This is a genomic window from Pseudanabaena sp. FACHB-2040 (assembly GCF_014696715.1).
Lineage (GTDB): Bacteria > Cyanobacteriota > Cyanobacteriia > Phormidesmidales > Phormidesmidaceae > JACVSF01.
The window spans coordinates 214,354-241,068 of the sequence record NZ_JACJQO010000002.1 but is presented as its reverse complement, the minus strand read 5'-3'; the positions used below and the strand labels follow the sequence as shown (position 1 = coordinate 241,068).

Here is a 26,715-nt window from a genome sequence, read left to right as displayed (position 1 = left end):
AAAATATACGAGGGTACCCTGAGGCGATCTAGGGGTAGGACATCTTGAGCAGTGGCACACTCCTTCTAAAAAGGGTGCGTTAAACATTACGTCTATAGAGGGATGCCTAGACATTTTTTTGGGCTGCTTGTCGCTAGCGGCTGGCTGCTAAAGCAGAGATTCTTTAAATAACCGTTCTTACGCCCCAACGCAGTGTCTGAGTGGGTTGGTGTGTGACTCGTGTGGTTTTCGACCATGATCCACACCGGCTTAAACATCATCTATAACTACTGATATTTACAAAAGATCATACTAAAGATGGATATCTTACTTCAGTAATTTTTCTACGGTTAGAGAGTAATTTTTTGAATGCAGCCAAGACAGGCATGGGCAAAAACTATTACCCCTGGAATATCCAGGCATTGGTGGAGTGGTTGAGGGCAGAGATGGCAAGGGACAAGGCCGTAAAGGGGACTGTAACAGGCCTTGATATTTCACCTGACACCATTGAGGACTGGATGGTCAGCCGCTCTATTGATATAACGCTGGATCAAATTCAGGCGATTGCTCACTACCGCAGATGGAGCATAGAGCAAACAACTCAGTGGTTAGGAATCAAGCCAGCCCACTTCAAAGAGCTGGTCAGCTAGATTTCTGTCGCTGCAGAGCGCATGGGTATAGTTCAGGAATAGCTTTACTTCGCTTGCAGCGGCATAGTACGGAGGCTCGTTAGCCTGCTTCCCCTTGGGTGTAGTAGCAAAGCAGTCTTGAGTTTGAGCCAAAGGTATTTCTGCAAAAATTGAGTGCTCTTTCCTATCGCAGAGGCTTTTGACGTGATAGATTCACGGGGAGCGGCTGATCGCTCCTGGTTTCTAGCGTTGAACCTACTGCTTTTGGGGGCAGCATGTTTATCTCCGTCATTGCAGACTACGGCACAGGAGATCCCGCCTTTTCTGAGGTAACGCAGCGGTTGCTAATGGCGCTTCCCGAAGCCCAAGTGCAGCTGTTGTCAGTACCGCCCTTTAGCACTTTGGCTACGGGGTTTTGGATTGCCCAGTTGGGCCTGAACCCTGGCCCCAGCCAGCGGCTGATTTATCACAACTGCGCCCCTCGCCAGGACGATCCGGAGGCTCGGCGCAATAATGAGGGCGAGGGATTGTCCTACGCGCTGTTGCCTAACGGGGTGAAGGTTGTTGGTGTCAACGCTGGATATACCCTGTCTTTTATCAGGCAGCAGGCTCAGGTGCTGCAGACGGTCAACGTTTCTCGGGGCGGCTCTCAGTTTCGCTCACGCGATGTTTTTCCGCCTGCAGCGGTGGCTATTTTGCAGGAAGACTTTGCTTTGCTAGGAGACCCGTTAACGCCAGAGCAAATTCCAGAGGTGCCTATGGATCGGGTGGCTTGGGTGGATGGCTACGGCAACATTAAAACGACGATTCCGGCCCACACCCTTGATCTAAAGCCTGAAACTAAGGTTGTGATTCGAATTGGGGATATTGTCAGTGATGCGGTCTACTCTGACGGCAGCTTTAAAGTGCCTGAAGGTACGTTGGCCTTCGCTCCTGGCAGTTCTGGCTGGCCTGCGGCTGATGGTGGGGAGCCTCTGCGCTGGATGGAGCTTTTTTTGCGTGGCGGCAGTGCTTGGGAGCGGTTTAATCGGCCTCGGGTGAATCAGCGAGTGGCGCGGATTGCTTAGTAAAAGGACGTGGGGAAATGAAGATCGGCAAGATGAGTTGTCTAAAACCCTCCTATGGAAGGAATTTGCAGATGGGTGTCAACCTGCCGTAGGACGGACGCTTAACTGCTGGAGGCTTCTCTAGGATCGAAATATCGCCTGCGGAATCTCTTCAATTGAATTGAGGTCTCGCAGGCGATAGGCTGCGATCGCAACTCAATGAGGACTTACTATGTCTGCTGCCGTCCACTCCACCGAGGAAATCGAAAAGCTCCGGGACTTGGTGAAGGATATTGACTACTGCATGTTGACGACGGTGGATGAGGGGTGTTTACGCAGTCGTCCGATGTCTATCAATGGCCATATTGAAGCTAACGGCGATTTGTGGTTCTTTACCTATGCCAGCTCCCACAAAGTAATTGAGGTCGATCAGCAGGATCAGGTGAACGTCAGTTTTTCTGACCCCAGTCAGCAGCGCTATGTCTCTATGTCGGGCAAGGCAGAGATAGTCAGGGACCGGAGCAAAATGCAGGACCTCTGGAAGCCGGAACTGAAAGCCTGGTTTCCGCAGGAACTAGATGAGCCTGATATTGCTCTACTTAAGATAAACGTATCGCAGGCCGAGTACTGGGATGCGCCTGCCGGTTGGGTCGCCAAGACAGTTGGCTTTGCCAAAGCACTGGCAACGGGTGAGAAAGCCCAGAGTGGAGAGAATGCCAAGATCAATCTACAGTAAATCTCTTGTCGCTGGGCTGGGCTGCTTTTTGGGGCTGTTGGCAAGCTGTAGCCCCTTGCCGACTCAACCCAGTCCTCCACAGTCTCAACCTGGAGCGGGTGTTCCCCAGCCCAGCCCCTCTCCTCAACCTGGAGCCGGCGCTTCACAACCTAGTCCTTCCCAGCCTACGGTAGCTGCTGCCCAATCTGAGGCGACGGCCCAACTGGAGGCTCAGGTGGCTCAGCAAATCAATGCTATTCGCCAGGAGCAGGGTTTGAGCGCCCTCAGCAATAACCAGAGATTGGCGCAGGTGGCTCGCAACTACAGCCGCCGCATGGCCGAAGAAGGCTTTTTTGCCCACACCAGCCCTCGAGGCGACACGCTAGTAGATCGGGTGCAGTCAGCCGGTATTACCTACTTAGCTATAGGTGAAAATCTCTATACCAGCACTAACATCCCGCAACCTGCGACAGCAGCCGTCGATGGCTGGATGAACAGCCCAGGGCATCGGGAGAACATCTTGCGCTCAGAATATCGAGAAACCGGAATTGGCGTGTGGCAAGTCGGCAATACCTATTATTTTACGCAGCTGTTTTTGCGATCGCGTTAATGCATTGCTAGCCGGAGAGAAAGAGAGGGGGACGTGGGGCCAGGAACAAGAGAAAGAACAGGAAGCTTATCTTCCAATCCTTCTTAACTCCTCACGTCTCCCCCTCTCCGCACCCTCCTGTCCTGTCATGTCTACTAAGCTTCCTCAAGCAGATCGTCTAGATCGCCGGGCTTGTTCGGCTTGCCGTTAGTCTGTTGAGCAATCACCTGGCGTAGTTGCTGGGCGTGGTACGCTGTTTCCTCGGCGCGCTCTAAAAAATGAGCTTCGGAGATCCAACGCTTCTGCTCGTGGGCATGATTGGCCATGCGGCGGGCCAGGGCTGCTCTTTCTTCTAGGGCTCGCACGCCTGACCAAAGGGCCCGCTCTAGGTCATTGGCCTGCTCTGAAAGCATACTGTCGGGGGAGTAGACATGGCCGACATGGCAGCGAAAGCGCAGCAGGTTGCGATCGCGCAGTTCCCAGAGCACCCCGCCACATTCTGGGCAGGTGAACGGAGAGGCCGAGTCGGGCCGCTCTCCCTGTTCTGCCGCACTTTTTTCCTGAGCTACCCGTTCTCGTTCTCTTTCGTTGTTCAATTCGTTTGCCACCCAAACCTCCTCCGGCACGGTCTCATGGATGATTTCGACGAGGTGGGCCGCTAGCTTCGCGATAGGGAGTACGGCATCTGCCTTAACATTGGCAATGGCGCTATTGGGCATGCCAGAAAACAGCGCCTCTTGAGGGTCTTGTACCAGCACCACCCCGCCTCTGGCCTTAATTTGCATGAGCCCAGCTGTGCCGTCGTCCAACATGCCCGACAAAATAACGCCAATAACTCGCTGATGGTAAGTCCGTGCTGCTGAGCGAAACAAAAAGTCAATGGCTGGTCGATAGCCATTCTCACGAGGCCCTTGGTCGAGCACAATGTAACCGCTAGCATCTTGGTCCCCACTGACTGAGGTTCTCCGACGCAGCTCCATATGATAGTTGGGTGGGGCAACGTAAATACGCCCTGGCTCAATCGCCGTTCCATCTTCAGGATGAAGAGCAGGCAAAGTGCCACAGCGATTAAGGATGCTGGGTAAAATGCTGACGCTGTTAGCCGGGAAGTGCATCGCTACAAACAAAGACGCTGCCAGGTCAGGCGGCAGATAGCTAACCAATTCTTTAGACGTTTCTACGCCCCCTGCAGACGCCCCGATAACAACAATATTGCGATGGGGCATAAAAAACTTTTGTTACTGAAAATTTCTGGAAGCAGTATAGACTCTAAGGCTGTAATGAGCATCTGTCGTAAGACCACAGCTACCTAGCAATCTACTTTTGAGCAGAGCTGCAAATTTGGCGAGGAAGCTCAACTCGAAAGGTAGTGCCTTCCCCCAACCGGCTTGATACCGAAATGGTGCCCTCCATTGTCTGCACCAGAGCCCGCACAATTGCCAGCCCCAGTCCCGTGCCGCCGTGCTGCCGGTTGTTAGTCTGGTTGACCTGCCAAAATTCCTGGAAAATTTGGTCCTGCTCCTCGGGCGCAATGCCAATACCAGTGTCGCGTACTAGCAGGGCTACCCGCCCCTCTGGCAGTTCCCAAAGCTCCAGTACAATGCTGCCCTTGTCTGTGAACTTGATGGCGTTAGACACCAGATTGACAATGATCTGCCGCAGTCTCAGGCGGTCGTTTTTGACAGTTAGGGTAAGCGGATGAGTTTTCAGGTCCAGAGCAAGAGATTTCTGTACAGCTAGGGGGCGCAGTTCCTCCACAGTGATCATCACCAGATCAACTAGATCAAAGGTTTCGGGGTGCAGTTCTAGGCCCTTGGCCTTCAGCCGGGAGAAATCAAGCATTTCTTCGATTAGGCTCAGTAAATGCTTACCGTTGCAGTAGATCCGCTCAAGCATATGAGCGACCTCAGCATCAGGATGATTGGAGAGTCGCCGCAGTAGTAGGTGGGCGAAGCCCAGCATGGCGCTGAGAGGCGTGCGAAGCTCGTGGGAAATAGTCGCCAAAAACTGGTTTTTTAGGCGGTCAGCCTCGATCAGCCGCAAGTTTTGGACCCGTGCCTCTCGCAGCTGCATTTCGCCCTGCTTACGGAGGGTGATATCGCGCATGAGCCACCGCAAACCCGTTACCGAACCGATGTTGTTGCGAATCGTTTCGACCGTTAAAGCTGCCTCAAAGGTAGCACCATTGCGTTTGCACAGCGTTAGTTCCCACTCCTGTACTCGATGAATGGTAGGCAGATGATTTAACACCGTACGAAAAGAGGCCCGCTGCTCCTCTGGCAGAAAAATCACCAGTGGCTTGCCGATTAGCAGCGGCTGTTTTAAGTACAGCAGAGACACTGCCGCTGTGTTAGCCTCTTGAATTGCTCCATAGATATCAGTGATCAGGTAGGCATCGGGGGCAAATTCAAAAAGATCTTTATAGCGGCGCTGCTCTGCTTCTAATGCCTCTTGAGTGGAGATCAGCTGCTCGTTTTGGAGGTGCAGCTCTTCTTCAGCCACATGCAGTTCTTCTAGGGCTAGGCGCAGTTCTTCTAAGGAGTCAAGAATCAGCTGGGGCTGCTCCCAGGGCACGTCTTTAGCACTCTGGTAAAGCGTTTCGGTCCGCTGATGCACCGTCTCCATATAGTGGGTGAAGGCACCCCCGTTTTGAGTCTGTAGACGATTTTCCCCAGTCATAAAGCGATTTTCAAACTCCTTTTTTAATTAATTGTAAATTTCTATCTTTGGGGCGATGATCTTAGCAAATAGCCTAGCCCAGCAACCTCAACCTAATGGGGAAATTTAAAGATGGGTTTACTTAAATTTGACCGATCGAACTGTTGAAGTAGAACTTTTTTCCGAATTGAAAAGTATTATGATATATCTCTCCTCGAATAAAAATATCCTAACGGGTGATCTTAAGTCATAGATTTCAGGATGATTAAAAACATAAACCCGAAATCTTCAAGAAGGTATTTTGAAGAGGAAATTTGAAAAAAATCAACATTTTCTTATCTCTTTTGGCAGGTTTCACTTCGGCTGAATAGAGTGGGCAGAAGCGTTAGATAACTCAATTATTTTATAAAAGTATTCCTCAGGTTTTGTCCAAAAGATAAATTAAACTTTCTTCTTATTCAGCCTTGTGACAGGAGCGGGAAACATTAAACAGGTTTTTCTGCTTCTAAAATATCTTCTAAATGGAGTAATTGACTGAAAACCTGTTTAGGGCTTTAGGCCTTACTTCTAGGCAAATTCCGAATATTTGACGGTTTTTCGCAGAATCTATACCCTTGCTCTTGCAGAGACGGCTGCACTATTCAACTAAAATCAGCTATTTTGGCAGTAGGCATCTATCTTGAGAATGAGATAGAAAGTGGGTTGTAAAATTTTCTTCTATTGAAACCATAGGAGAAGTCGAAAAAGCTAAATCAAAGGGTGCTTTTGGGCAGTTAATGGTCGATAGAGATTATCTGTTAATCCAATAGAAACTTGGCTTAGTGAAGAGGGAAATAATGCAGCTCAAAAACCTCTAGCGATATCTTAGTAGTTCTCAGTAAACGCCCCGATGGTGTGTTTATTGACACTTGTAAATGGAGATTGGCTCCAATGAGGGAGGAATGTGAATAAATCTGTCGGTATGATTTAAGTAACCGCTAAATAATGAAAAAATTGTAGGTATCCTGGCTGTCGCTGCTCGATTTTGTCTGCGGCTGGTAGATGCCTCAAATGGAGTCTCCAGTATAGTTTGATGAATATTGATCGCTTTTCTGAGCAAGTTTCTTCTCTGACTCAACGGCTCAATCTCATGTTGAACGGAGATGAGTCTTTTTCCTGTGCTGACCCGGAGGTCACTGCTGCTGCGTTTAAGGAGTTGGGGATTGCTGTGGAAGAGCTGCAGGTTGCGGTGGAGGAGCTACAGCAGCAAAACGATTCTTTAGCCTACGCGGTGGAAACGGCTAATGTTGAGCGGGGGCGGTACGAACACCTATTTCGATTTGCACCTCAGGCTTACCTTGTGACTAACCTCAAAGGTGAAGTTTTGGAGGCTAACCTGATGGCCTCACAGTTGCTGGGAGTACCGCCGGAGTATTTGGCTAAAAAGCCTTTGGTAGTCTATGTTGATGCGGCGGATCGCCCCAAATTCTGGACAGAGCTGATGCGGCGGCAGGAGCGCGACTACTACCAAGAGTGGGAACTGGGCCTAGCTTCTCGCAACGCTAACGTCACGGTGGCGGCTTGCTCAACTGTGGCCATTCGCGATCGCACAGGTCAGCCCGTGGGTTTTCAGTGGGCACTGCGGGATATCACTCACCGCAAGCGCCTGCAGCGGTGGCAATCTAACAAGCAAGAGACGGCCTCTAGCCCAGCAGAACTGTTGCTGAAAGATCGCCCGCTGCAGTCCTTTAGTCGCGGCGAGATCATTCCGCTGCAGCCGCAATCTTTGGGCTATGTCAGTGAGGGCTTGGTCAAGCTCACGACCTTAACCGACCACAATAAAGAGGTGTTGCTGGGGCTGATGGGGCCAGGCACCCCCTTTGGCAGGCTGCTAACGGCGCTACCGCTGCATGAGGTAATGGCGCTTTCTGATGTGCAGGTAGCCTTTATCGACCTAGATGAACTACTGATTGCTCCAGAACTGACTCATCATCTGTTTGTGGGAACGGCTCACCGCCTGCAGCAGACCGAACTGCTGCTAGCTATTTCAGGCGAGCCTAACGCTGAGAAAAGACTGCGCCAGATGCTGGAATTTTTGAAGGTGGAGGTGGGAGAAGCGGTTGATCAGGGCATTCGGCTGAGTATCCGCCTCACTCACGAAGACTTGGCCAGTGCCTGCTGCACTACTCGCGTCACGATTACTCGGTTGCTGGGGAAGCTACAGCAGGAGGGCAGCGTGCTGTTAGATGATAAATCTCATCTTGTCTTGTTAGATAGTTAACTGAGCCAGTAGCCCTGCTGGATGTCTCTTGTGCTCGCGCTGGGATAACGACACACCCTAGCCAAACTGCTCTAAGTGCGTCGGCTTAACTTCGTAGGTGAGCTTCGCAGGGCCTAATCTAGGCTACTTATGTTTTGTCAGGCTACTGCAGTTGGCTGGTCAAGCTGCAGCCGCTGTCGCAAGGTCTCTAGGCCCAAGCGCTGGGTCGCAGAGATGAAGACTGCATCGGGATAGGTTTGCTGAGCAGTGGCTAACTGCTCTGAGTTCACCTGATCAATTTTGTTGAACACTAGTAGAATTGGCCCAGACATTGCTGGCAGAGACTGTAAGACCTCTTCGACAGATTCGATATGGCTCTGCCAGGCGGGGTGTGAGAGGTCTACCACGTGCAGCAGGGCAGTAGCCTGGGTCACCTCTTCTAGGGTGGCGCGAAAGGCATCTATCAGCGCAGGCGGCAGGTGATGGATGAAACCTACGGTATCGGTGAGCAAGATATCGTGGCGTTCCTGAGTTCCTGCCTCTGGGTCGGTTTGGGTTAAGGTGAGCCGTCGGGTGGTCGGGTCGAGGGTGGCAAAGAGCTGATCGGCGGTATAGACTTCGGCCTGGGTCAAGGTATTGAGCAGGGTGGACTTGCCTGCATTGGTGTAGCCAACTAGAGCCACGACTGGAATTTCCTGCTGCTCCCGCTGCTGACGCAGGCGAGCACGGTGGGCCTGGAGCTGGTTGACCTCTTGCTGCAGCTGATCGATCCGCCGTTGAATGGTGCGTCGCTCGGTTTCTAGCTTGGTTTCACCGGGGCCTCGTGTGCCAATGCCGCCGCCTAAGCGCGATAACGACTGTCCTCGGCCCCGTAGCCGAGGCAGCAGGTACTCTAGCTGGGCCAGCTCGACCTGCAGTTTGCCTGCCTGAGACTGAGCCCGCTGGGCAAAGATGTCGAGGATAACGGCAGTGCGATCGACCACCCGCTCACCCAAAGTTTGCTCTAAGTTACGAATTTGGGTAGCTGTTAGGTCACGGTCAAAGACGATCAGGTTGGCTCCTAGCGTTTGGGCTTGAAGCCCCACTTCGCTGACCTTGCCCTGACCGATGACGGTTTGGGGGTGGGGTTGCGATCGCTTCTGCACCACTGTTCCCACTACCTCGCCTCTAGCGCTTTCTACCAGCCGGGTCAGTTCTTCTAGCCCGTCCTGAAACTGATGGGAAGATAGATCGTCTGTCATCAGACCCACCAGCAGCACCCGGTCATGGTCGGCCTGCACATACTGAAACTGATCGCTGCTAAAGCCTGACTCACGCAGTTCGCTCTCCCACTCATGCAGCAGATCGTTGAAGTCTTCTACTGTTAGGTCGTCCAGCGATAACGGGGACGAGACGGCCCAAGGCTGCTCGATATCAGGCACCACGTGAGCTAGGTAAGCAACCTCAATCGGGTCGGCAGCTCCATCGGCAGCTGGAACCAGTACGACCAGTGCATCCAGCCGCTGTCGCAGCATGGCAACTAGAGCAGCCTGGTCAGGGGCGTGGGACTGCACTGCAATACAGCGAATGCCGCTTAATCGCTCGGTGCTACGACGGGGCAGTGCCTCCGGTGATAGCTGGGTTTGCTCAGGTGTCCCCACGGCCACCTCTACTACCTGTCCCCGCCGGTCTAGATAGCAACACAGCGGTCGATGCATAGCCTTACTGAGTTTGCCCAGATTATGGGCTAGCTTCAAAGACACCACTCCATCACTGGTCAGCCGTTCTTGGTAAAGCTGCTGTAGCTGCTTGATCTGGCTATTTTTCAAGCCCTGAACATTGCCGGAAACACTTGCCATAAAAGGTCTAGTCTAAGACACTCTGGATGTCTGCTTCGTAAAGCAAAATTGTGGTCTCTGGTCCAACTCTGCCGATTTCGGGTTCTGGTCCTAGCTCCATTTCAATTTCGTAGGTCCATTTTCCAGAGTCGGGTAGATAGGTTTTGATTCTGCCAGTGCCTCCTACAAAACTGACCTGCTGATTTTGCTTGAATTTGGGATTTGTGCAGTAGCGAGCGAGAAAAGTTGATGAAGACGAAAGTGTTTTCATATTGGCTATCTCCTAACGACCACCTGCTAATGCACCCACTAGAGCCGGGGTTTGATGTGCTTCAGCCGATGGTACTAAAGCCCAGCCAGCCTTAAAAAGCTTCTGATAAGTTGCCCACCCTTTAGAGCCTCTGGGAATGTTGTGGTCGGGTACTGCAAACTGGCGACAGGCCGTGTAAGGACGCCAAGGATCACTCGGCTTTAAACGCAGATGTAGAATTTTGTGAGAGTTTGCGCCCTGCTCATTCAACCAACACATTTGTCCAGTCATAGAAGCAACCTTGTGTCTATTAGGTTTAGTTATTGCTAAGCGTTAAATTAATAGAGCATCTATATGCTTATTAAACAGTTTGAAATTTATAGAGAGTCAGGACGTCTCCAGAAAGAGTGAGAAGCTTTCTCACTCAGACCCCTTAATCAAATGCCTGATATGGCAAGTGGTTAAAGGGCTCTATAGAACTCCTTGTTATCTAACTCTAGTGTGTAAGCAAAGATGTTTTTTCTCTCGTAAGCTGTAGATTTTAATCACTCTTTAGTAGGGGATAACTGTGTTGTTTTTTAGACTTTGTGGAGAAAATTCGAGAGATATATTAATTGAAGAGAGGCCTGAACTTCCCTGCTGATAAACGTTTTCAGCGGATTCTATCACTTAAAAAAGCAGCTAATTTTAGACAAAAAGGCTTAAAAAGTAGCCTTGCTTACAGCTACTTTAAAGTTCATTAAATACTGTAACTATCGCCACATATAAAGGCAGCTAATATAACTAATGTCTACAGTGTTTTTTGAAAACCTAGGATAGGTCCAACTTGTCGAAACCCTAGTCTGGATAAGCTTTTTAAGGCGTTGCCACAAGCTTTATAACAATGGCTATTAATGAATTCTGTATTCTTTGGATAGGTTGACTGCACAGTTTCAGGACTCATACCTTGGCGTAGACCGCTAGAAAATCAGTTTTCCAGCTCATCGCAAACGCTCTCTCAGGAGACTAGCAGAGGGATTGAGTCCACAACTTTGAGTAGACGGCAGCTGAAGCGTAGAGCCTGGAACTGTCCTCAACCTCTACAAAGGTAAGCCTATGTTTGGGGAGTAGATGTTGCTCTCTGCCCAAAGAAAAAGCCCTGCGCTCTTGTAAGGAAGCGCGAGGCTAAGGATGCGTAAAATCGGCGGTCAGCGTCTTTTCTCGGTCCTCTGGTTTTGGCTAGGGCTGATACTGCGATCGCAGGTATTTAGATGCCCAAGCTTAAGATGATCGATCAAAGCATAGCCGTCTCCATCGGGGAGCTTAGGTCTACTTAACCAGGCTCGTAAGCCGCTGTGTTAGCGCTGAGAGCGGATTCTGTTGCTGTAGGAAAACGTGGGCGCAATTGCGTCCTGGTATACCCGAAATCGAGCCGCCAGGGTGAGTGCCCGCTCCAGTGAGCAACAGGTTTTTAATTGGGGTCTCGTAGTTGGCTAGCTCTGGCAACGGGCGAAACGGCATCATCATGTCAAAGGTCATGTCGAAGTGGTAGTAGTTACCCTTCTCCACGCCTAGGCGCTGGCCAATTTCGGCCGGACTTTCAACCCGGCGGGCAATGATCGCCTGCTTCAGGTTCGGAGCATAGCTGGCTAGCTTGTCGATCACGCGGTCAGCCACTTTTTCCTTGGTTTCCTCTGTCCAGCCTGTGCCCTTGAGGCCTGTGCCCTCGGCCCCTTTGATCGCATAGGGGGCAAAGAACTCAATCCATAGCGTATGCAGTCCAGGTGGTGCTAGGGACGGATCGAGGAAAGAGGGAATAACCGCATACATTGAGGGATCACCATCGGGAATGCGGCCAATATTGGGATCGGTGTGAGCCAGCTCAACGTGATCAACCGAGTCGGCAATCAAGACGGCTCCAGTCCAGTACTCGTCGCGGTGTTGGTGGTGCTCAAAGCGGGGCAGCTCTGAAAGGGCACAGTCGATTTTGAGAATGGCATTATTGTGGCTAGTGACACGGCGCTGCATGCGATCGCGCAGTTCTGGGTCGGCCCCATCCACTTCAGCTGGGCTCAACAGCTCCAGAAACACCCGCTTGGCGTCGAGGCTAGAGATCACTGCCTTGCTGGCCCGGTACTCCCGGCCCCCAGCCACCCGTACGCCAACAGCCCGACCATCATCTACCAGGATTTTCTCGACTGGCTGCTCGGTCAACACTTGGCCGCCCAGGTGCGTCACCAACTTCAGTAGAGCCTCTGTCAGCGCCCCGGAGCCGCCCTTGGGTCGAGCCACACCGGGGTTGTGGCGCATAGACATCATCAGCGCGCCAATGGCGCTGGTCTTTTGCGAGGGTGGTACGCTCAGCTCTGAAGACAGCCGGGCCAGGGGTGCCCGCAGAAACTCTGCATCGAAGTATTCTTCCAGCAAGTCTTGGGCGCTGGTAAAGAGCGTCCGAACCAGATCCAGGGTTTTCTTGTCGCCTCCGATTAGAGAAAGCAAGTCCTTGATCTGAGTCAGGTTGTAGTTGAGGGCAATGTCAATAATGGACTTGGGTGGCGCATTGAATACGGGTACGAGCGCAGAGATCATGCGCTGCCAAAAGTCATCATATTGCCGGTACTTCTCCGCATCTCGGGGGCTAAAGCGGGCAATTTCTTGGCAGGTCTGCTCCACAGACTTATGGGCGTAGAAATACTTGCCGTCGGGATGGGGGGAGAAAATCAGTGGGTCACAGTACAGATACTCCAGCCCGTACTTGTGTAGCTCTAGCTCTTGCACCACCGGCCCCAGATGAATAAACACGTGGTCGATCGCACAGGGGTTAAAGAAAAATCCCGGTGCAGCCTCTGGCATCACCTCTAACGTAGTGGCCCCGCCTCCGGGTACAGCATTCTTCTCCAGCAACAGCACCGAGTAACCGGCTTTCAAAAGATAAGCAGCACACACCAGAGCGTTGTGGCCCGCTCCAATCAAAATTACGTCGTAGTTCATTGCTAACCTACCAGCTCTCTGCAGTGGGGCTGGGCTCCATTTCCTTCAGCAGTTCCGGCAGAGGAATTCCTTTCTCTGCCGCTAGAGCTGCTGGGGGCTGCTGCCGGAATGGAGACTGCAAATACTCGCCCGTGTGAATTTGGGGAACCGACCTGAGCTTATGGGGAATAGAATAGAAGCGATGGGTAGGCCCGCTCGGGTCACGCTCCTGAAATGCCTCATTCGACATCTTTTTACGCAGCTTGATAATGGCGTCAATAATGGCTTCGGGTCGGGGCGGACAGCCGGGAATATATACATCAATCGGCAGAATTTTATCTGCCCCGCGAATTGCGGTAGGAGAGTCAGCGCTAAACATACCTCCCGAAATCATGCAGGCCCCCATTGCAATCACGTATTTGGGCTCAGGCATCTGGTCGTAGAGGCGGCGAGTAGCTGCCGACATTTTCATATTCAGAGTGCCCGCCAAAATGATTAGGTCAGCTTGACGGGGGCTAGACCGGGGCAGCAGACCAAACCGATCAAAATCAAATCGGCTGCCGATCAGAGCCGCAAATTCAATAAAGCAACAGGCTGTGCCGTAGAGCATTGGCCACAAGCTAGACAACCGTGCCCAATCATAGAGATCGTCGAGGCTAGTCAGAATAACGTTTTCTGACAGCTGATTTGTTACCTCGGGATAGCTAGCGGGAGCAGAGATACGTTCGCCGCTCCCCAAGTCAAAAGCAGGATGGGAATTTGAATTCATTTCTACCCTTAGACAGAAGATCGGATGAAAAATGAGAGCAAGTCTGACTTAGCCCAGATTCAGAGATAGGCTTAGTGTAGTTAAGCCATCCCAGAAATTGTTTTTATCCTCTAACCCTAACGATTAGAAAAATTGTTCCCTTCTTTCTTTAGAGATACATCTTCATAAACAACTTTTGTAGCTCAAGCTACTCCTCAGGCGCTGTTTTCAGACAGTTTTGAAGCAGAAATAGCTTTGGTTTATTGTTTTCCCCTATCAACAATAAAAAGCTAGCTCAACGTTTTTGCTTGTCGCTATCTCTATCCTTTTACAGAAGTGAGTAGAAAATACTAGCTATTATTCTGAACATCAGGCTATTAAAAGCTCCAATCAAAAAGACGCATATAGCTCGATTAATTCCGAGCATTTTTCAAACACTTACACGCGACATACACACTAACAGCTAAAGGAAACACCCTTAAGCTTTATAAGAGCCAGCATCTCTTCCTTCTCTTCTTTCTGATATAAGCCCTGATATAGAGGCTTTAAATATAGGAGAGAGAGCAGAGATGAATTAACCCTCACCTCCTCTTGAAAGGAAAACCTAAGTTGATTGGACACAATAACCTGCTACCCACCTTTGACATTTCAACTCTTTCGGAAAACAAAGGCAAAGCTGCGACCTACGGCTTGCTCAGCGCTTTAGCTATTCTCTCGATCTGGGCAGTTAGTCTTACAGTTTTACTCTCAATACCCATAGCTGAAGTTCCCTTCTGGCAGCTTGTGCCAGCCATTTTGTGGCAAGCATTTATCTACACGGGACTCTTCATTACGGCCCATGATGCGATGCACGGCTCGGTATTCTCCCGCAACCTTAAAGTGAATCACTTTATTGGTGCATTTGCCGTTTCTGTTTATGCCCTCTTTTCCTATAAAAAGCTGCTGCAGAAACACTGGCAACACCACCGCCATCCTGCTCAAGCGGGCGACCCAGACTTTCATGATGGCCGCCACAAAAACCCAGTCTTTTGGTATCTCCATTTTATGAAGGGCTATACGAGCCTGAAGCAAATTGTTGTTCTAATCTCGGTCTACTATCTAATCCATTGGGCGCTGGGAATTCCTGAAAGGAATATGTTCCTATTCTGGATTCTGCCTTCATTTTTGAGCTCGCTTCAGCTCTTTTTCTTTGGCACTTTTCTGCCGCACCGAGAGCCCAATGGAGGCTACAGTAACCGCCATCGCGCTAAAACTTATCCGCTGCCAACGTGGCTGTCCTTCCTTGCCTGCTACCACTTTGGCTTTCATGAGGAGCACCACGAGCACCCGCACATCCCTTGGTGGTACTTACCTACCGTTTATCGACAGGGTATCTATTTTGGGTCAGACTCTACAGTTCAAAAGCCATCCTCGTTAACCTCATCTCAGACTTCTCAGACTCCTCAGACTCTACCTAGCTGTTAAAGACTTCAGTTCCCGGGTGCTTTATGACTCACTTTGGCATCATTTGCCCGCCCTATTCTGGTCATTTAAATCCTCAGTTCTCTCTGGGGCGGGAGTTGCGATCGCGCGGGCACCGGGTAACCGTTTTGCAGCTACCTGATTTAGCAGACAAGGTACACTCTGCCGAGCTAGATTTTCGGGCGATTGGTCAGTCTCTGTATAAGCCTGGCTCGCTGGCTGAGATGTTTCAGCAGCTGGCCCAACTGAGCGGGCGAGAATCGCTGCAGTATTCGGTTGAATTTTGTCGCCACATGGCCGAGATCATCTGCCAAGATGCTCCCGCTGCCATTAAAAGTGAAGGTATTGAAGCATTAATTACCGACCAACTAGAGCCGGTCGGCGAGACAATTGGTGAATCGCTGAATCTGCCTTTTGTCACGGTGAGCTGTGGCCAAGCAATTCATCGTCGAGCTGATGTACCGCCCTTTTTTACCCTTTGGCCCTACCAAAATAAGGTTTGGGCGCGGCTGCGTAATCAGGCTGCTTACTATGTGCTAGACCGTAGCTGCAAACCTATCTTGCAGGAAATCAACCGCTACCGCCAGCAGCGGCAGATGCCTCCCTATCGCCACATTTATTGCTCAAATGCTCGCTTAGCCTGGATTAGTCAACAGCCTGCCGCCTTTGAGTTTCCTCTAGACCAGCGGCCCAGTCACCTGCACTACGTAGGGCCGTTCCGCCATCCCTGGCCGCAGTCGGTACCCTTTCCGTTTGAGCGACTTACCGGACAGCCGTTGATCTACGCTTCTCTTGGCAGCATTCAAAACACTAAGCAGGATGTGTATCACACCATTGCCCGCGCTTGCGAGGGGCTCGATGCCCAGTTGGTAATTACCCTAGGCCACGGGATCAAGGCTGACGACATGCTGGATTTACCCGGTTCGCCGCTGGTGGTAGACTATGCTCCCCAAGTCGAGGTGATTCAGCGGGCTAGCCTGACTATTACGCATGGCGGACTCAATACGGTTTTAGATTCTTTGAGTGCGGGTGTGCCAATGGTAGCGATGCCGATTACTTTTGAGCAGCCAGGGACGGGGGCCCGCATTCGTTGGACCGGAGTAGGAGAGGTTATTCCAATTGCCGAGGTGCAGGTAGAGAATCTGAAAGCAGCGGTGCAGCGAGTGTTTTCAGACGAATCTTACCGGAAAAATGCTCAGAAGATGCAGCAGGCTATTGCTCAAGCAGGCGGAGTGCGGCGAGCTGCAGATATTGTGGAGCAGGCAGTCCAATCAAGGCGGCCGATTCTATCTCCAGCAATGGTCGAAGTCTAGTCCTTTTTTGAGTAGTTAGCCAGACATAGTCGCTGCGGACGTGTTTGATTGGGGCTACTTATTTAGGAGAACTGGCATAGAGATTGAGTCTAGGCTTAGCCTGAGTATGTTTATAGGAATTAAAAAAATTATAGGAATAAAAAAAATCCCAGTAAAACCGGGATTTTAAGTTTGGCATTGAACGCGATTTCAAGCCATGTGTCGCCCTTCACTAGCTACCTGTAGCAGATGCACTCGGAAAGTAGGGAGTGACCGGATTTTCTTAACAATTGGAAAACCCCTTTAACAGCCCAACTCCAGAAACCTCTGCTTGAGTCAGGAATATCATTATTATTCGTTCGATCTTCCCGTTACTCGTCTGGCTGGGGAAAGAACAAACTGTAACAGCACAATGTTTGCTGCTGCTCAAAATGAATTGTGTGTAAATTCTTTGCTCGTACTGAGGTTCGTTACAGAGGCTTCTCTCTTCCGTGGGACGAGGATACTGCAGCAGCGGCAGAGAATGGTTTTGTGCTCAAAGGAAGGCGTTTTAGCAAGAGCCCGAAAAGGTGTCGAGCTAGTGTCAGACAGGGTCCCTCAGCAAATGCTGGGGGATTTTTTTTAATTGATGGGGGGAGTGACAGGAACTTAACCCACTAGGTGGAGGCTGTAAGCTCCTCAAACAGCGTTTGATCTCAAAGGGTTTGCTTTTTTCCCGTAGGTTGGCGTCAAGCGCAGCGCGACCCAACAGGGGAGAGGGTTGTTGGGTTAAACACAGTGAAACTCAACCCTGTATCTCACAAGACTGGAAAACGCTTTAGAGGGAACCTTAATAGATGCTCAAACGACGAGCTGTGCTCTTAGTTATCGTGGGTTTAGCAGCTATGGCCTGGGCCGTAGTCTCTCAATCACAGCCGAATTTGATGACTCAAATGCCGATCAGTCAAATGCCAACCAATCAAGTGCCAATCAATCAGATATATGTGTTTGGCGATAGTCTTTCGGATGTAGGGGTGTCTTTGCGCTTGTCAAACGGCAACAATCCGCCAGATCCGCCTTATTTTCAAGGCCGATTTTCTAATGGTCGGGTGTGGGTAGAGTATCTGGCGGAAGCTTTGGAAGTTCCGGTAGAACAGGTGAGCAATGCTGCTAGGGGAGGAGCTACAACCGGGCTGGATGCTGGTCGGGCCGCTCCTGGTCTGCTGGCCCAAGTTCAGGCTTTTCTTCAGGCCAATCCGTCGGTCAATGCCGATGCGCTCTATGTGCTGTGGGCTGGGGCTAATGACTACCTTCAGGGAAGAAGCGATACAGCGCTGCCGGTTGAGAATCTAAGGACTGCGATCGCATCTCTGATCCAAGCTGGAGCTCAGCGGTTTTTAGTAGGCAACCTGCCTAACTTGGGCCAACTTCCGGCTACCCGCTTGCGGCCAGAGTCGGCAGCGCTTAGTCAGTTGACCTCGGCCCACAACCAAAATTTAAGCCAGACCTTGGAACAGCTGAGCCAGAGCTCGCCCGAAATTCAGCTGGTGCTGCTGGATATCAATACGCTCTATCAAGAAGCGATCGCAAACTCAACCCAGTACGGCTTCACCAATGTCACGACTGCCTGCCTTTCGACTGCTGGCATCTGCAGCCAGCCTAACCAGTTTCTATTTTGGGACGGCATTCACCCGACGACCGCAGCCCATCGGTTTATGAGCGAAGCGGCTCGGCAAGCAATTGAGGCGGCGGGGATAGCTGCTGTAGAAGACCAAGCAGCTTGAGTGGATTGGCTCAGGTCATGGGTTGCAGAGATTGCGGTTATAGTTTTGGCAAGGCTGCAGAAACTTTAGGCGCAGTCGTCGCCCCTACATCTCATTTCGTTCGTCGAGGAGCACGCTCTTGGTTCAATCTCCCCAGTCTCAGGAAACACCGTCGAGAGAGCCACTGCAGCGGGTTTTGAGCAGCCTGAAAAATTATCCCTGGCTGTCTCTGGGGGCTTTGGGCAGCGCTCTACTGCTGGTAGCAGCCTATGCCGTTACGCCCCAACTCTTTCGCTGGGCAATTGACCAGGGGATCGCTCAGCGGAATCTACAGGTGGTGCTCTATGCGGCGCTGGGTTTGGTGGCAGCAGCCGTTGCTCGGGGGCTGTTTAACTTTGGCCAGAGCTTTTGTGCTGAGGCCCTGTCGCAAAGCGTGGTCTATGACCTGCGCAACAAGATCTTCAGCAAGATTCAAACGCTCAGCTTTAGCTACCATGATCAGTCGCAGACTTCCCAACTCCTAACTCGCGTCACCAGTGACATTGAGCAGATTCGCACCTTTCTCAGCACCAACCTGATTCAGGTTATCAGCGGTGTGGTCACGCTGGTCAGTATTGCGGTGATCTTACTGCTGATGAACTGGGAACTGGCGCTGATTACCCTGACGGTGGTGCCGTTGTCGGCTTGGCTGATGGCGCGGTTTTTGCAGCTAAACAATGCCCTGTTTCGGCAGGTGCAGGAACAGCTCAGTGACCTCAATGCGGTCTTGCAGGAGAACCTGCTGGGGGTGCGGGCAGTTAAGGCGTTTGTGCGGGAGAAGGCAGAGACACGGCGCTACACTCGGCTCAACGATGCTCTTGTCGAGTCGAACCTGAAGACGGTGCGGGCGATTCGCAACACCTTTCCGTTTATCTTTTTGCTGAGCAATCTGGTAACGGTGGTGGTGATTGGCTATGGCGGAGCCTCTGTTATCGACGGACGCTTTTCCATTGGCGAACTGGTGGCGTTTAACTCGTACCTGCTGCTGATTTTGCAGCCGATCTTGCTGATTGGCTTTGCGGCTCCTGCGATCGCACAGGCAGCAGCTTCGGCAGAACGGGTCTATGAGGTGGTCGATGCCGCCATTGAAATTCGCAATCGACCTAACGCAGTTCCCTTTGAGACTTGCGGCGGGCGCATTACCTTCGAGCACGTTTCCTTTCGCTATCCGGGAGCGGCAGTTCCAGCGCTGGTGGGAGTGTCGTTTGAAACCCGGCCCAACGAGCTGATCGCCATTCTGGGCATGACCGGCTCTGGCAAAAGCACAATTACCAACCTGATTCCCCGGTTCTACGATGCGACTGCCGGAGCGGTGCGGATCGATGGCCGCGATGTGCGCGACTTTACTCTAGAGACATTGCGATCGCGCATTGGCATTGTCTTTCAAGAAACCACGTTGTTTTCGGGCACAATTCGCAGCAACATTGCCTACGCTAAACCCGAAGCTGCCCTAGAGGAGGTAATCGAAGTGGCCAAGGCCGCTCAGATCCACGACTTTGTTGTGGACCTGCCGGAGGGCTACGAGACGATTGTGGGCGAGCGAGGGGTAGGCCTGTCAGGCGGGCAAAAGCAGCGAATTGCGATCGCACGTACCCTGCTGACCGACTACAGCATTCTCATCCTTGACGACAGTACCTCGGCGGTAGATGCCCAAACGGCCTCGCAAATTCAGGCAGCGCTAGACGATCTGATGCGCCGCCGCACCTGCACGTCTTTTGTCGTTGCCCAGCGCATCAGTACTGTGCTCAATGCTGACCGGATTTTGCTGATGGAAAAAGGGCGGCTGATGGCCCAGGGCACCCATGAGGAGCTAATGCGTACCAGCCCACTCTATGGGGTGATTTTGGAGTCGCAGGTAAATCGATCTGCGGTGGCTACTTTGGCAGGATAAGCCGTTACCCTTAGCGGAGTTAAGGCGATTCTGGCTTTACCAGCGACGACCGACCCCCACCTGCAGCCGCATAGGCGAGTTACCCCGAGCCGAGTCTGTATTAACGCCCATCTTGGCATCGCCAAAGAGCACTAAGCCCGACGCTACCTCTGTTTCAGCTCCAGCATTGAGCACTAGGCCATTGCGATCGCCAATGGGGGTACTGCCGTTGACCAGCGCCACGCCCGCTCCTGCATAAACATTGGTGCCCTGTCTGACAGACATATCGTAGGAAAGCGTTGGCAGCACTGCGCTCGACTCGCCGTTAACGTAGACCGAGCCTCGCACCGACAGGTTAGAGTCGGGCAGATCCATCCGGCCCTGATACTGCAGCCCAGTGTCTCCCTGAACCGGTTGGCTCCCAGGCTGCAGCACGCTTTGAAGAATGGTTGCTGCCGGGTTACTGCTGTCTACCAGCCCTGCTCCGGCCCTCGGTGCAATGGCGCTATCGAGGGGAACACCGACATAGCTACCATCCATCTGCGCCTGGGCTGGTGCGACATGAAGGGAAGGGGCTACTAGAGCAGCCGCCACAGCCATGACCAGCCAACGAACGTTTTTCAACTCAGGTGTCCTCACTGGAAAAGTTAAGATCATAATTTCCCAACAGACGCGTCACTAGAACTGTAGTTGGGACACTTCCCTAAGTGACTAAACGCCTCACCCCAGCAGAATGTAGCGAGTCAAAATCCGCATCACCTGATTTTCTCGGCCCGTAGGCTGGGGTTTGCTCCATTCGCGAACTTCGGCAAAGCCAACGCGGTACAGCTCGTGGACCACCCGCTCCACCCCATAAGATGTGCCAGTGACTAAAATTTTGACCTCCTCACGCCCAGACTCGGCCTTTGGCACTGCGGTAATGGCATCCTGGATTTCGGAAGCTGAAGTGCTCTGTGCATCGGAAGTTAAGAAGGCTTTGGGCATTGGAGTAGTGTCCTCGGATGTTGCTTAATGGATCACAAAGTACCATGTCCTGGCCCGATGTGATCCATTAAGCAACATTTACGTGCTCATGATCCTCTGACAAAGTTGGGGCATGGGTAGAGCAAGTCAAGCACTCAAGCAGATTTTAGAGACTTACGGCATCACTCAAAATCAACTGGCCGTTACGATGGGTGTTGAGCGCGGTAGCGTATTTCGCTGGTACCACGACAAGCGAGATCCTACGGCTGAAACGGTGGTGGAAATTGTAGAAGCTTTGAAGAGCCTGAATTATCAAGCTGCAGAAGAGTTTGTGCAGCTATATTTAGGGAACGTGCTTAAGGGTGAAAGCCAAGAAGAAGCTTGAGAAGCGAAAGCCAAGTAGACCTCGCAGATTAGACCCCGTAGGTATGCTGTGCATGAAAGCATGGGAAAAGCTGGAAAGGTATTAAAAGCTGTTTTAGAAGAGTATGAGATCAGTCAGGGCAAATTAGCGACTGTAATGGGTATTGGCGCATCAAACGTTTACAGATGGGCTAACGAAATGCGAGACCCTAGTTCTGAGACATTGCTAGAAATCATTAGAGCGCTCTACAAAATAAACTCCAGAGCAGCAGAAGAGTTTAAGCGCTTATATTTAGGCAATCTCAATTTAGAAGAGTGAATCTAAGTAGATCCTGTAGGTTGGGTCAAGCGCGGCGCGACCCAACACCCCCACAGTTAAGCCAAATTCCATAATCTCACTCAACTCTGTTACCATTTCACCCCATTTGTCTACCCTAAACTCGAAATGGCTAGACAACAGTATGGAATACCGTCGTGCCAAAACTCCTGGAGCTACTTACTTTTTCACTGTCGTTACTTATCAGCGACAGCGTATTTTTCACGAAGCCGAAAACGTTCAACTATTAAGGCAGGCATTCCACCACGTTAAGCAACGCCATCCCTTCACAATCGATGCCATTGTTATCCTGCCAGATCATATTCATTGTCTCTGGACATTACCTGAGGGAGTAGCAGACTTTTCCACTCGATGGCGATTAATCAAAGACCACTTTAGCCGTCGCTGTTCTAACCGCTATAAAGAGCACCATACCCTGTCACGTATCAAGAAGGAGGAACAGGCAGTCTGGCAGCGCCGATTTTGGGAGCATCAGATTCGGGATGAGACAGATTTTGCTAATCATGTAGACTATATTCATTACAATCCAGTCAGACATGGATTAGTTATATCTCCCCAATCTTGGCCTTACTCGAGTTTCTCCCGATATGTTGAAGCAGGAAAATATTTAAGTGATTGGGGAACTGAAGTTAAGATAGCTGAGCCTTTAGGGGTAGGGTTGGAATGATTAAAGGGGTGTTGGGTCGCGCTGCGCTTGACCCAGCCTACGCAGGTTTTCTCGGAATTTGCTTAAGGGTTGGGTCGTGCTGTGCTTGACCCAACCTACTAACGCGGCAAGTCTAAAGCGTTGGGATTTTGTAGGATGGATTAGCGAAGCGTAACCCCTGCGGAATAAGGGTTCTGGCGCTTCAGAGTAAAACAATAGTTTAAGCTAGACGCGCTACTACGCGGATTGTCTCGGCATTTGCTTAAGTCCTTGAGAGGGGATCAGTAGACTGCCTTAAATTGTGGTGAAAGATTTAGATCACAGCTTGTATAGGGAATTTTAGATTCATCAGGAATCTCCGAGCCGACGCTTGAAGATTTCCCTTAAGTCAAGCAGCAGGGCAAACCTAGCGGGATCATGGCACTACTCTCGATGGCTTTTAACGTATTGGGCCCTTTCAGCTTGGTGGGGGCCGCTTTCTGGGTTTGGATGCTCTACGACTGCCTGAAGAACAGTCGTCAAGGGAGCCACAACTGGGTCTGGATTCTTCTGTTTCTTAACGTGCTGGGTGCAGCCCTCTATTTTGTTATTTGCTGGATGCCCAACCATCCCAACGTTCTGCCGGTATCTAACTTTACCAATCGCTGGCGACTGCGCGATGCTCTATGGCAGGCCGAAGCTGAGGTTAAGAATATTGGTAAAGCCCATCAATACATTAAGCTGGGCGATATTCACTATCAGATGGGCAATCGAGAAAAAGCTGCGATCGCATACGATCAGGCTCTGGAGAAAGAACCCGAAAACATCAAAGCGCTTTGGGGAGCGGCTTGCATTGCAATGGATTGCAAACAGCTACAGGTCGCTAAGGTTCACTTGCAAACTCTGGTGCGATCGCAACCTGAGTTTGCCTATGGCGATGCCTCAATGGTCTACGGACAAACGCTCTTTCAAATCGGCGATCTCGATGGTGCCAAGGCCCACCTACAGACCCACCTCAAGCAGTGGAGCCACCCTCAAGGACATCTGCTCTTAGCGCAAATTCAACAGCAGCAGGGACAGATAGCCGAAGCCCGTGACACGCTAGAAACCATGATTGTCAAAATCAAAAGCTCTACCCCCTTTCAATACCGCAAGAACCGGCGCTTCGTTAACCAGGGGGAGAAGTTGCTCAAGCGCATGGGTAACAAAGCAGCCGCATAAGGCAAATTCTTTAAAGCCTCCTACAAGTAGCCTGGGTTCTAAGCACAAGGAATTGTGCCCGGTGCCCAGGTTTTCTGATGAATTGTGTTTGTGTAGGAGCTGTGATTTTTTACCGAATAGGTGGTGGTGAGGAAGAAGGGGCACCCCCCGGAATCAGCTGCTGAATTTGTTGCCAAATGGCAGCCGGGCCAATCCCAAAAACGACCCACAGTACCAAGAGCACAAACCCAATAAAGAGCAGCGCTCGTAAGGTGGAGCCGACAACTTTGAATAGCCACCCCACTACTAAGGCAACAACAATCAGCGCGCCCAGAACTAGAATAATTTCCACAGCATTCCCCTACCGCAACGACACAGTGGTTTGATGGAGGGTTTCGTTAGCTCTGAGCACCTCAGCCCTGGCCCACCGATCAACTGTGAGAATGTCGTCTAGCGAGGGGCTGGCGATTAGCTCAGTTTGGTGACGATCGCACACCCGCTCAATCAGCTGAGCAATATCTAGATAGCCCACCCGCTCGTCTAGGAAGAGGGAAACGGCTTGCTCGTTGGCTGCATTGAGCACCGCTGTCATGGTGCCCCCGGCTCTCCCGGCTGCGTAGGCCAGATCCATGCAGGGGTACTTGTCGTGATTGGGTTCACGGAAGGTTAGATCGCCTGCCTTGACCAGATCCAGCGGTTCCCAATCGGTGTAAATGCGCTCTGGCCAAGAAAGGGCATAGAGCAGGGGGAGACGCATGTCGGGCCAGCCCAGCTGAGCCAGCATGGAGGTATCTTGCAGCTCAATCAGCGAGTGAATAATGCTTTGGGGATGGATGACGATATCAATGTGGTCGTAGTCGAGGCCAAAAAGATAGTGGGCTTCGATCACCTCCAGTCCCTTATTCATCAGCGTGGCCGAATCAACCGTGATTTTGCGGCCCATTGACCAGTTGGGGTGCTTGAGGGCGTCGGACACCTTTACCTTGGGTAAATCTTCCACCGGCCAGTCTCGAAACGCCCCGCCCGAGGCCGTCAGCAAAATCCGTCGCAGCCCTCCCTCCGGCACGCCTTGAAGGCACTGAAAAATGGCTGAGTGCTCAGAGTCTGCAGGCAGTAGCTTGACGCCGTGTTTTTCGACTAGGGGCAGCACCACTGGCCCCCCAGCAATTAGGGTCTCTTTGTTGGCTAGCGCGATGTCTCTGCCTGCTTCGATGGCGGCTAAGGTCGGCAATAGCCCAGCACAGCCCACAATTCCGGTGACGACTGCTTCAGCATCGCCATAACGGGCGACTTCCACTATCCCATCATCGCCAGCCAGGATGATCGGTTGGGGATCGAGATCTGCGATCGCATCCCGCAGCTCCCCTATTTTGGCCTCATTGCAGATCGCCACGATCTCAGGCCGAAACTGGCGCACCTGCTGAGCCAGCAGCTCCACATTATTCCCGGCAGCAATACCCACCAGCCGAAATTTGTCGGGGTGCTGCTGCACAATATCCAGCGTCTGGGTGCCAATGGAGCCGGTGGAGCCAAGCAGGGTGATCGCTTTCACGGGAACCTCAGAATTAATTAGGGATCGACACCTAATAGAATCTCACGGCAGCAGACTTTATGGATGGTGGATTTAGGAAAGGCAGAAAGCAGAGGTAGAAGAGAGACCGCAGGTTGAACTTAGTTTGGACGCAGACTAAACCCTTGGCAGAACTCCCTTCTGCCTTCTACCTGCCCAGCACCGCTGTGCCCTCATAGAAGTAGATTCCCGCAATACAGCCTGTCATGAGAGTTGCCAGAGTACCCGCCCAAAGCGCTTTCCAGACGACGCTGGCGATGTCTTTACGACGAGAGGGCACCAGACCAGACAAACCACCGACAAATATGCCGACTGAGGGAATGTGGGCAAAGCCACAGAGCACATAGCTGACAATCACCATTGCTCGGTCGCTAATGACCCCTTCTGCTGATAAATCTGCTAGGCCGATATAGGGCGGAATCGCGGTTTTGAGGAGCCGCTGACCGATCAGCACTGATGAAGCCCACAGCTCGTTCCAGTCTAGAGATACCCCGGTTAAGAAGGTCAGCGGCAAAAACAGGGCCCCGGTAATCACATCGAAGTTGACGAAGGGGATCATCTGCAGCAGCTCTAGCAGGCCCAAAATGGCGATTAGGGCAGCAGCAATGCCGACAGCCATCTTGACCCCGTCTAAAGCCCCCAGAATCAGGGCATCCATAGGGCTTTGCTGGTCAGATTCTTCCATTGTCATTTCGGGCACTCCGCCCAAAGTTTCGGGCTTTTCGGTCTCAGGCACCAGCAGCTTGGACATGACAAAAGCGGCCGGAATGGTCAGCACCGAAGCGGCCATTAGATGCCCAGAAATGGTAGGGAAAACGCCTCGCAAATAGCCTGCGTAGAGCCCCAACACAGTTGAGGCGATAGAGCCAAAACAGGAGGCTAAAACAGCGCAGAGCTCGCTGCGGGTCATTCTTAGGAGAAAGGGCTTGATTGCGATCGCAGATTCGATCCCAACAAAGATATTGGCCGCCCCTGCCAGCGCTTCAGCGCCACTGATATTCATAGCCCAGCGAAAAAACCGGGCAAAGAACTGCACCACTGGCTGAACAACATTGAGGCTGTAAAGCAGCGAAAAAATAGCCGAAAAGAAAATTACCTGAGGCAGTGCCCGAAATGCCAGGATGTAGCCCATCGACAGGTTATCGCCCCCAATCCGGTCACCGGGAACCGGCACAAATGGGGGTGTCAGCGCTCGCGATAACCAGCGTCCGGCCCCGGCAGGGCCCGTAGTTCCCGTCTCGGGCACCAGAATTGGCCCAAACAGAAACCGGGAACCGGCATCGGCAGCATCAATCAGCCCATTTAATAGGCCGCTGAGCCAGACCACGGCATCTCGCGTCACCGGGAAAAGAAAAATAAAAACGCCTAAAACCAGCTGAATACCAATTCCCCAGGTAACAATTTTCCAGGGCACTTGTCGGCGGTTTTCTGACCCCAACCAGGCAATGGCACACAGCCCCGCAAGACCCAGTAGCGAAATCAATCGGAGCAGCATAAGGTACTAGTCCTCCTCAGACCCTCACCCAGTTTGCCTTAAGTCATACCTTGAATGACCTCAAAGATACCCAAGTCAGCGATTAAATTCGGTTTCGCTTAAAACTTCGATACTCCCAGTTGACCTGCCTCATAATGGG

The 26,715-nt window shown here is 51.6% G+C and carries 24 protein-coding genes and 1 pseudogene; 13 read left to right on the top strand and 12 right to left on the bottom strand.

The annotated features are described in order from the left end of the window. Nucleotides 1-344 precede the first annotated feature (344 nt). The 4 genes from H6G13_RS02910 to H6G13_RS02895 all read left to right on the top strand — a co-directional run bounded on the left by H6G13_RS02910 (nucleotide 345) and on the right by H6G13_RS02895 (nucleotide 2,979). A complete protein-coding gene (locus H6G13_RS02910; RefSeq protein ID WP_190481659.1) occupies nucleotides 345-629 on the top strand; it encodes a hypothetical protein in 285 nt (94 codons plus the stop codon). A 254-nt stretch (nucleotides 630-883) separates the two neighbouring features. Further along, nucleotides 884-1,675, top strand: a complete 792-nt coding sequence (locus H6G13_RS02905) for an SAM-dependent chlorinase/fluorinase (protein WP_190481658.1) — start codon at nucleotides 884-886, stop codon at nucleotides 1,673-1,675. A gap of 211 nt (nucleotides 1,676-1,886) precedes the next feature. Then, nucleotides 1,887-2,390, top strand: a complete 504-nt coding sequence (locus H6G13_RS02900) for a pyridoxamine 5'-phosphate oxidase family protein (RefSeq protein ID WP_190481657.1) — start codon at nucleotides 1,887-1,889, stop codon at nucleotides 2,388-2,390. Next, nucleotides 2,368-2,979: a CAP domain-containing protein gene (locus H6G13_RS02895; protein ID WP_190481656.1), complete on the top strand. Its 612-nt coding sequence runs from the start codon at nucleotides 2,368-2,370 to the stop codon at nucleotides 2,977-2,979. Before H6G13_RS02900 ends, H6G13_RS02895 begins: the two co-directional genes overlap by 23 nt. 134 nt (nucleotides 2,980-3,113) lie before the next feature. Here the strand turns inward: H6G13_RS02895 and H6G13_RS02890 are convergent, their stop codons facing one another. Both H6G13_RS02890 and H6G13_RS02885 read right to left on the bottom strand, forming a co-directional pair. Further along, entirely contained in the window at nucleotides 3,114-4,184 is a 1,071-nt protein-coding gene (locus tag H6G13_RS02890; RefSeq protein ID WP_190481655.1) for a chemotaxis protein CheB, read from the bottom strand. Nucleotides 4,185-4,275: 91 nt separating this feature from the next. Further along, nucleotides 4,276-5,637 (bottom strand): PAS domain-containing protein, encoded by a 1,362-nt coding sequence (locus tag H6G13_RS02885; protein ID WP_199305692.1) that lies wholly within the window; start codon nucleotides 5,635-5,637, stop codon nucleotides 4,276-4,278. 1,051 nt (nucleotides 5,638-6,688) lie between these two features. Between H6G13_RS02885 and H6G13_RS02880 the strand changes: the two genes are divergently transcribed. Next, nucleotides 6,689-7,876, top strand: coding sequence for a helix-turn-helix domain-containing protein (locus tag H6G13_RS02880; RefSeq protein WP_190481654.1), 1,188 nt, complete (start codon nucleotides 6,689-6,691; stop codon nucleotides 7,874-7,876). Between the two features lie 137 nt (nucleotides 7,877-8,013). Here H6G13_RS02880 and hflX read toward each other — a convergent pair whose 3' ends face one another. The 5 genes and pseudogenes from hflX to nuoB form a co-directional block, all read right to left on the bottom strand. Beyond that, nucleotides 8,014-9,693, bottom strand: a complete 1,680-nt coding sequence (gene hflX, locus H6G13_RS02875; RefSeq protein WP_190481653.1) for a GTPase HflX — start codon at nucleotides 9,691-9,693, stop codon at nucleotides 8,014-8,016. Nucleotides 9,694-9,700: 7 nt separating this feature from the next. After that, on the bottom strand, nucleotides 9,701-9,943 hold the full coding sequence (locus H6G13_RS02870; RefSeq protein WP_190481652.1) for a hypothetical protein: 243 nt from the start codon (nucleotides 9,941-9,943) through the stop codon (nucleotides 9,701-9,703). A 12-nt stretch (nucleotides 9,944-9,955) separates the two neighbouring features. Next, the gene (locus H6G13_RS29350) at nucleotides 9,956-10,213 is read right to left on the bottom strand and encodes a hypothetical protein (protein WP_347277425.1); all 258 of its coding nucleotides are present in this window, start codon (nucleotides 10,211-10,213) and stop codon (nucleotides 9,956-9,958) included. A 1,017-nt stretch (nucleotides 10,214-11,230) separates the two neighbouring features. Continuing rightward, on the bottom strand, nucleotides 11,231-12,892 hold the full coding sequence (gene crtO, locus H6G13_RS02865; RefSeq protein WP_190481651.1) for a beta-carotene ketolase CrtO: 1,662 nt from the start codon (nucleotides 12,890-12,892) through the stop codon (nucleotides 11,231-11,233). 7 nt (nucleotides 12,893-12,899) lie between these two features. Next, nucleotides 12,900-13,565, bottom strand: a pseudogene (gene nuoB, locus H6G13_RS02860) (NADH-quinone oxidoreductase subunit NuoB); the annotation flags it as partial. A 663-nt stretch (nucleotides 13,566-14,228) separates the two neighbouring features. Here nuoB and crtW point away from each other — a divergent pair. The 4 genes from crtW (at nucleotide 14,229) to H6G13_RS02840 (ending at nucleotide 20,044) form a co-directional block, all read left to right on the top strand. Next, the gene (gene crtW, locus H6G13_RS02855; RefSeq protein ID WP_242028087.1) at nucleotides 14,229-15,083 is read left to right on the top strand and encodes a beta-carotene ketolase CrtW; all 855 of its coding nucleotides are present in this window, start codon (nucleotides 14,229-14,231) and stop codon (nucleotides 15,081-15,083) included. A gap of 23 nt (nucleotides 15,084-15,106) precedes the next feature. Continuing rightward, nucleotides 15,107-16,393: a glycosyltransferase gene (locus H6G13_RS02850; RefSeq protein WP_190481649.1), complete on the top strand. Its 1,287-nt coding sequence runs from the start codon at nucleotides 15,107-15,109 to the stop codon at nucleotides 16,391-16,393. A 902-nt stretch (nucleotides 16,394-17,295) separates the two neighbouring features. Beyond that, nucleotides 17,296-18,135: an SGNH/GDSL hydrolase family protein gene (locus H6G13_RS02845; protein ID WP_190481648.1), complete on the top strand. Its 840-nt coding sequence runs from the start codon at nucleotides 17,296-17,298 to the stop codon at nucleotides 18,133-18,135. Nucleotides 18,136-18,253: 118 nt separating this feature from the next. Next, a complete protein-coding gene (locus tag H6G13_RS02840) occupies nucleotides 18,254-20,044 on the top strand; it encodes an ABC transporter ATP-binding protein (RefSeq protein WP_190481647.1) in 1,791 nt (596 codons plus the stop codon). Nucleotides 20,045-20,080: 36 nt separating this feature from the next. Here H6G13_RS02840 and H6G13_RS02835 read toward each other — a convergent pair whose 3' ends face one another. Beyond that, nucleotides 20,081-20,647 carry a hypothetical protein gene (locus H6G13_RS02835; RefSeq protein ID WP_190481646.1) on the bottom strand — a complete coding sequence of 189 codons (567 nt, stop codon included), beginning with the start codon at nucleotides 20,645-20,647 and terminating at the stop codon, nucleotides 20,081-20,083. A 96-nt stretch (nucleotides 20,648-20,743) separates the two neighbouring features. Then, the gene (locus H6G13_RS02830; RefSeq protein ID WP_190481645.1) at nucleotides 20,744-21,007 is read right to left on the bottom strand and encodes a hypothetical protein; all 264 of its coding nucleotides are present in this window, start codon (nucleotides 21,005-21,007) and stop codon (nucleotides 20,744-20,746) included. Between the two features lie 112 nt (nucleotides 21,008-21,119). Between H6G13_RS02830 and H6G13_RS02825 the strand changes: the two genes are divergently transcribed. The 4 genes from H6G13_RS02825 to H6G13_RS02810 all read left to right on the top strand — a co-directional run bounded on the left by H6G13_RS02825 (nucleotide 21,120) and on the right by H6G13_RS02810 (nucleotide 23,532). After that, complete coding sequence (locus tag H6G13_RS02825) at nucleotides 21,120-21,371, top strand: helix-turn-helix transcriptional regulator (RefSeq protein ID WP_190481644.1); 252 nt, start codon at nucleotides 21,120-21,122, stop codon at nucleotides 21,369-21,371. A 60-nt stretch (nucleotides 21,372-21,431) separates the two neighbouring features. Beyond that, nucleotides 21,432-21,668 carry a helix-turn-helix transcriptional regulator gene (locus tag H6G13_RS02820; protein WP_190481690.1) on the top strand — a complete coding sequence of 79 codons (237 nt, stop codon included), beginning with the start codon at nucleotides 21,432-21,434 and terminating at the stop codon, nucleotides 21,666-21,668. Nucleotides 21,669-21,810: 142 nt separating this feature from the next. Further along, on the top strand, nucleotides 21,811-22,353 hold the full coding sequence (locus tag H6G13_RS02815) for a transposase (protein WP_190481643.1): 543 nt from the start codon (nucleotides 21,811-21,813) through the stop codon (nucleotides 22,351-22,353). 396 nt (nucleotides 22,354-22,749) lie between these two features. Continuing rightward, nucleotides 22,750-23,532 carry a PLD nuclease N-terminal domain-containing protein gene (locus tag H6G13_RS02810; RefSeq protein ID WP_242028086.1) on the top strand — a complete coding sequence of 261 codons (783 nt, stop codon included), beginning with the start codon at nucleotides 22,750-22,752 and terminating at the stop codon, nucleotides 23,530-23,532. Between the two features lie 109 nt (nucleotides 23,533-23,641). Here the strand turns inward: H6G13_RS02810 and H6G13_RS02805 are convergent, their stop codons facing one another. The 3 genes from H6G13_RS02805 to H6G13_RS02795 form a co-directional block, all read right to left on the bottom strand. Next, nucleotides 23,642-23,863 carry a hypothetical protein gene (locus H6G13_RS02805; RefSeq protein WP_190481642.1) on the bottom strand — a complete coding sequence of 74 codons (222 nt, stop codon included), beginning with the start codon at nucleotides 23,861-23,863 and terminating at the stop codon, nucleotides 23,642-23,644. 9 nt (nucleotides 23,864-23,872) lie between these two features. Further along, a complete protein-coding gene (dxr, locus tag H6G13_RS02800; RefSeq protein WP_190481641.1) occupies nucleotides 23,873-25,063 on the bottom strand; it encodes a 1-deoxy-D-xylulose-5-phosphate reductoisomerase in 1,191 nt (396 codons plus the stop codon). A gap of 166 nt (nucleotides 25,064-25,229) precedes the next feature. Further along, nucleotides 25,230-26,576, bottom strand: coding sequence for a nucleoside transporter C-terminal domain-containing protein (locus tag H6G13_RS02795; RefSeq protein ID WP_190481640.1), 1,347 nt, complete (start codon nucleotides 26,574-26,576; stop codon nucleotides 25,230-25,232). Nucleotides 26,577-26,715: the final 139 nt, after the last annotated feature.

What these genes read in the sequence shown, in the direction of transcription:
- H6G13_RS02880 (WP_190481654.1), top strand. Translation starts at nt 6,689, where the DNA reads ATGAATATTGATCGCTTTTCTGAGCAAGTTTCTTCTCTGACTCAACGG.
- crtO (WP_190481651.1), bottom strand. Translation starts at nt 12,892, where the DNA reads ATGAACTACGACGTAATTTTGATTGGAGCGGGCCACAACGCTCTGGTG.
- H6G13_RS02870 (WP_190481652.1), bottom strand. Translation starts at nt 9,943, where the DNA reads ATGAAAACACTTTCGTCTTCATCAACTTTTCTCGCTCGCTACTGCACA.
- H6G13_RS02810 (WP_242028086.1), top strand. Translation starts at nt 22,750, where the DNA reads ATGGCACTACTCTCGATGGCTTTTAACGTATTGGGCCCTTTCAGCTTG.
- H6G13_RS29350 (WP_347277425.1), bottom strand. Translation starts at nt 10,213, where the DNA reads ATGACTGGACAAATGTGTTGGTTGAATGAGCAGGGCGCAAACTCTCAC.
- H6G13_RS02815 (WP_190481643.1), top strand. Translation starts at nt 21,811, where the DNA reads ATGGAATACCGTCGTGCCAAAACTCCTGGAGCTACTTACTTTTTCACT.
- H6G13_RS02885 (WP_199305692.1), bottom strand. Translation starts at nt 5,637, where the DNA reads ATGACTGGGGAAAATCGTCTACAGACTCAAAACGGGGGTGCCTTCACC.
- H6G13_RS02820 (WP_190481690.1), top strand. Translation starts at nt 21,432, where the DNA reads ATGGGAAAAGCTGGAAAGGTATTAAAAGCTGTTTTAGAAGAGTATGAG.
- H6G13_RS02895 (WP_190481656.1), top strand. Translation starts at nt 2,368, where the DNA reads ATGCCAAGATCAATCTACAGTAAATCTCTTGTCGCTGGGCTGGGCTGC.
- H6G13_RS02830 (WP_190481645.1), bottom strand. Translation starts at nt 21,007, where the DNA reads ATGCCCAAAGCCTTCTTAACTTCCGATGCACAGAGCACTTCAGCTTCC.
- H6G13_RS02905 (WP_190481658.1), top strand. Translation starts at nt 884, where the DNA reads ATGTTTATCTCCGTCATTGCAGACTACGGCACAGGAGATCCCGCCTTT.
- H6G13_RS02890 (WP_190481655.1), bottom strand. Translation starts at nt 4,184, where the DNA reads ATGCCCCATCGCAATATTGTTGTTATCGGGGCGTCTGCAGGGGGCGTA.
- H6G13_RS02795 (WP_190481640.1), bottom strand. Translation starts at nt 26,576, where the DNA reads ATGCTGCTCCGATTGATTTCGCTACTGGGTCTTGCGGGGCTGTGTGCC.
- hflX (WP_190481653.1), bottom strand. Translation starts at nt 9,693, where the DNA reads ATGGCAAGTGTTTCCGGCAATGTTCAGGGCTTGAAAAATAGCCAGATC.
- H6G13_RS02845 (WP_190481648.1), top strand. Translation starts at nt 17,296, where the DNA reads ATGACTCAAATGCCGATCAGTCAAATGCCAACCAATCAAGTGCCAATC.
- H6G13_RS02825 (WP_190481644.1), top strand. Translation starts at nt 21,120, where the DNA reads ATGGGTAGAGCAAGTCAAGCACTCAAGCAGATTTTAGAGACTTACGGC.
- H6G13_RS02900 (WP_190481657.1), top strand. Translation starts at nt 1,887, where the DNA reads ATGTCTGCTGCCGTCCACTCCACCGAGGAAATCGAAAAGCTCCGGGAC.
- H6G13_RS02850 (WP_190481649.1), top strand. Translation starts at nt 15,107, where the DNA reads ATGACTCACTTTGGCATCATTTGCCCGCCCTATTCTGGTCATTTAAAT.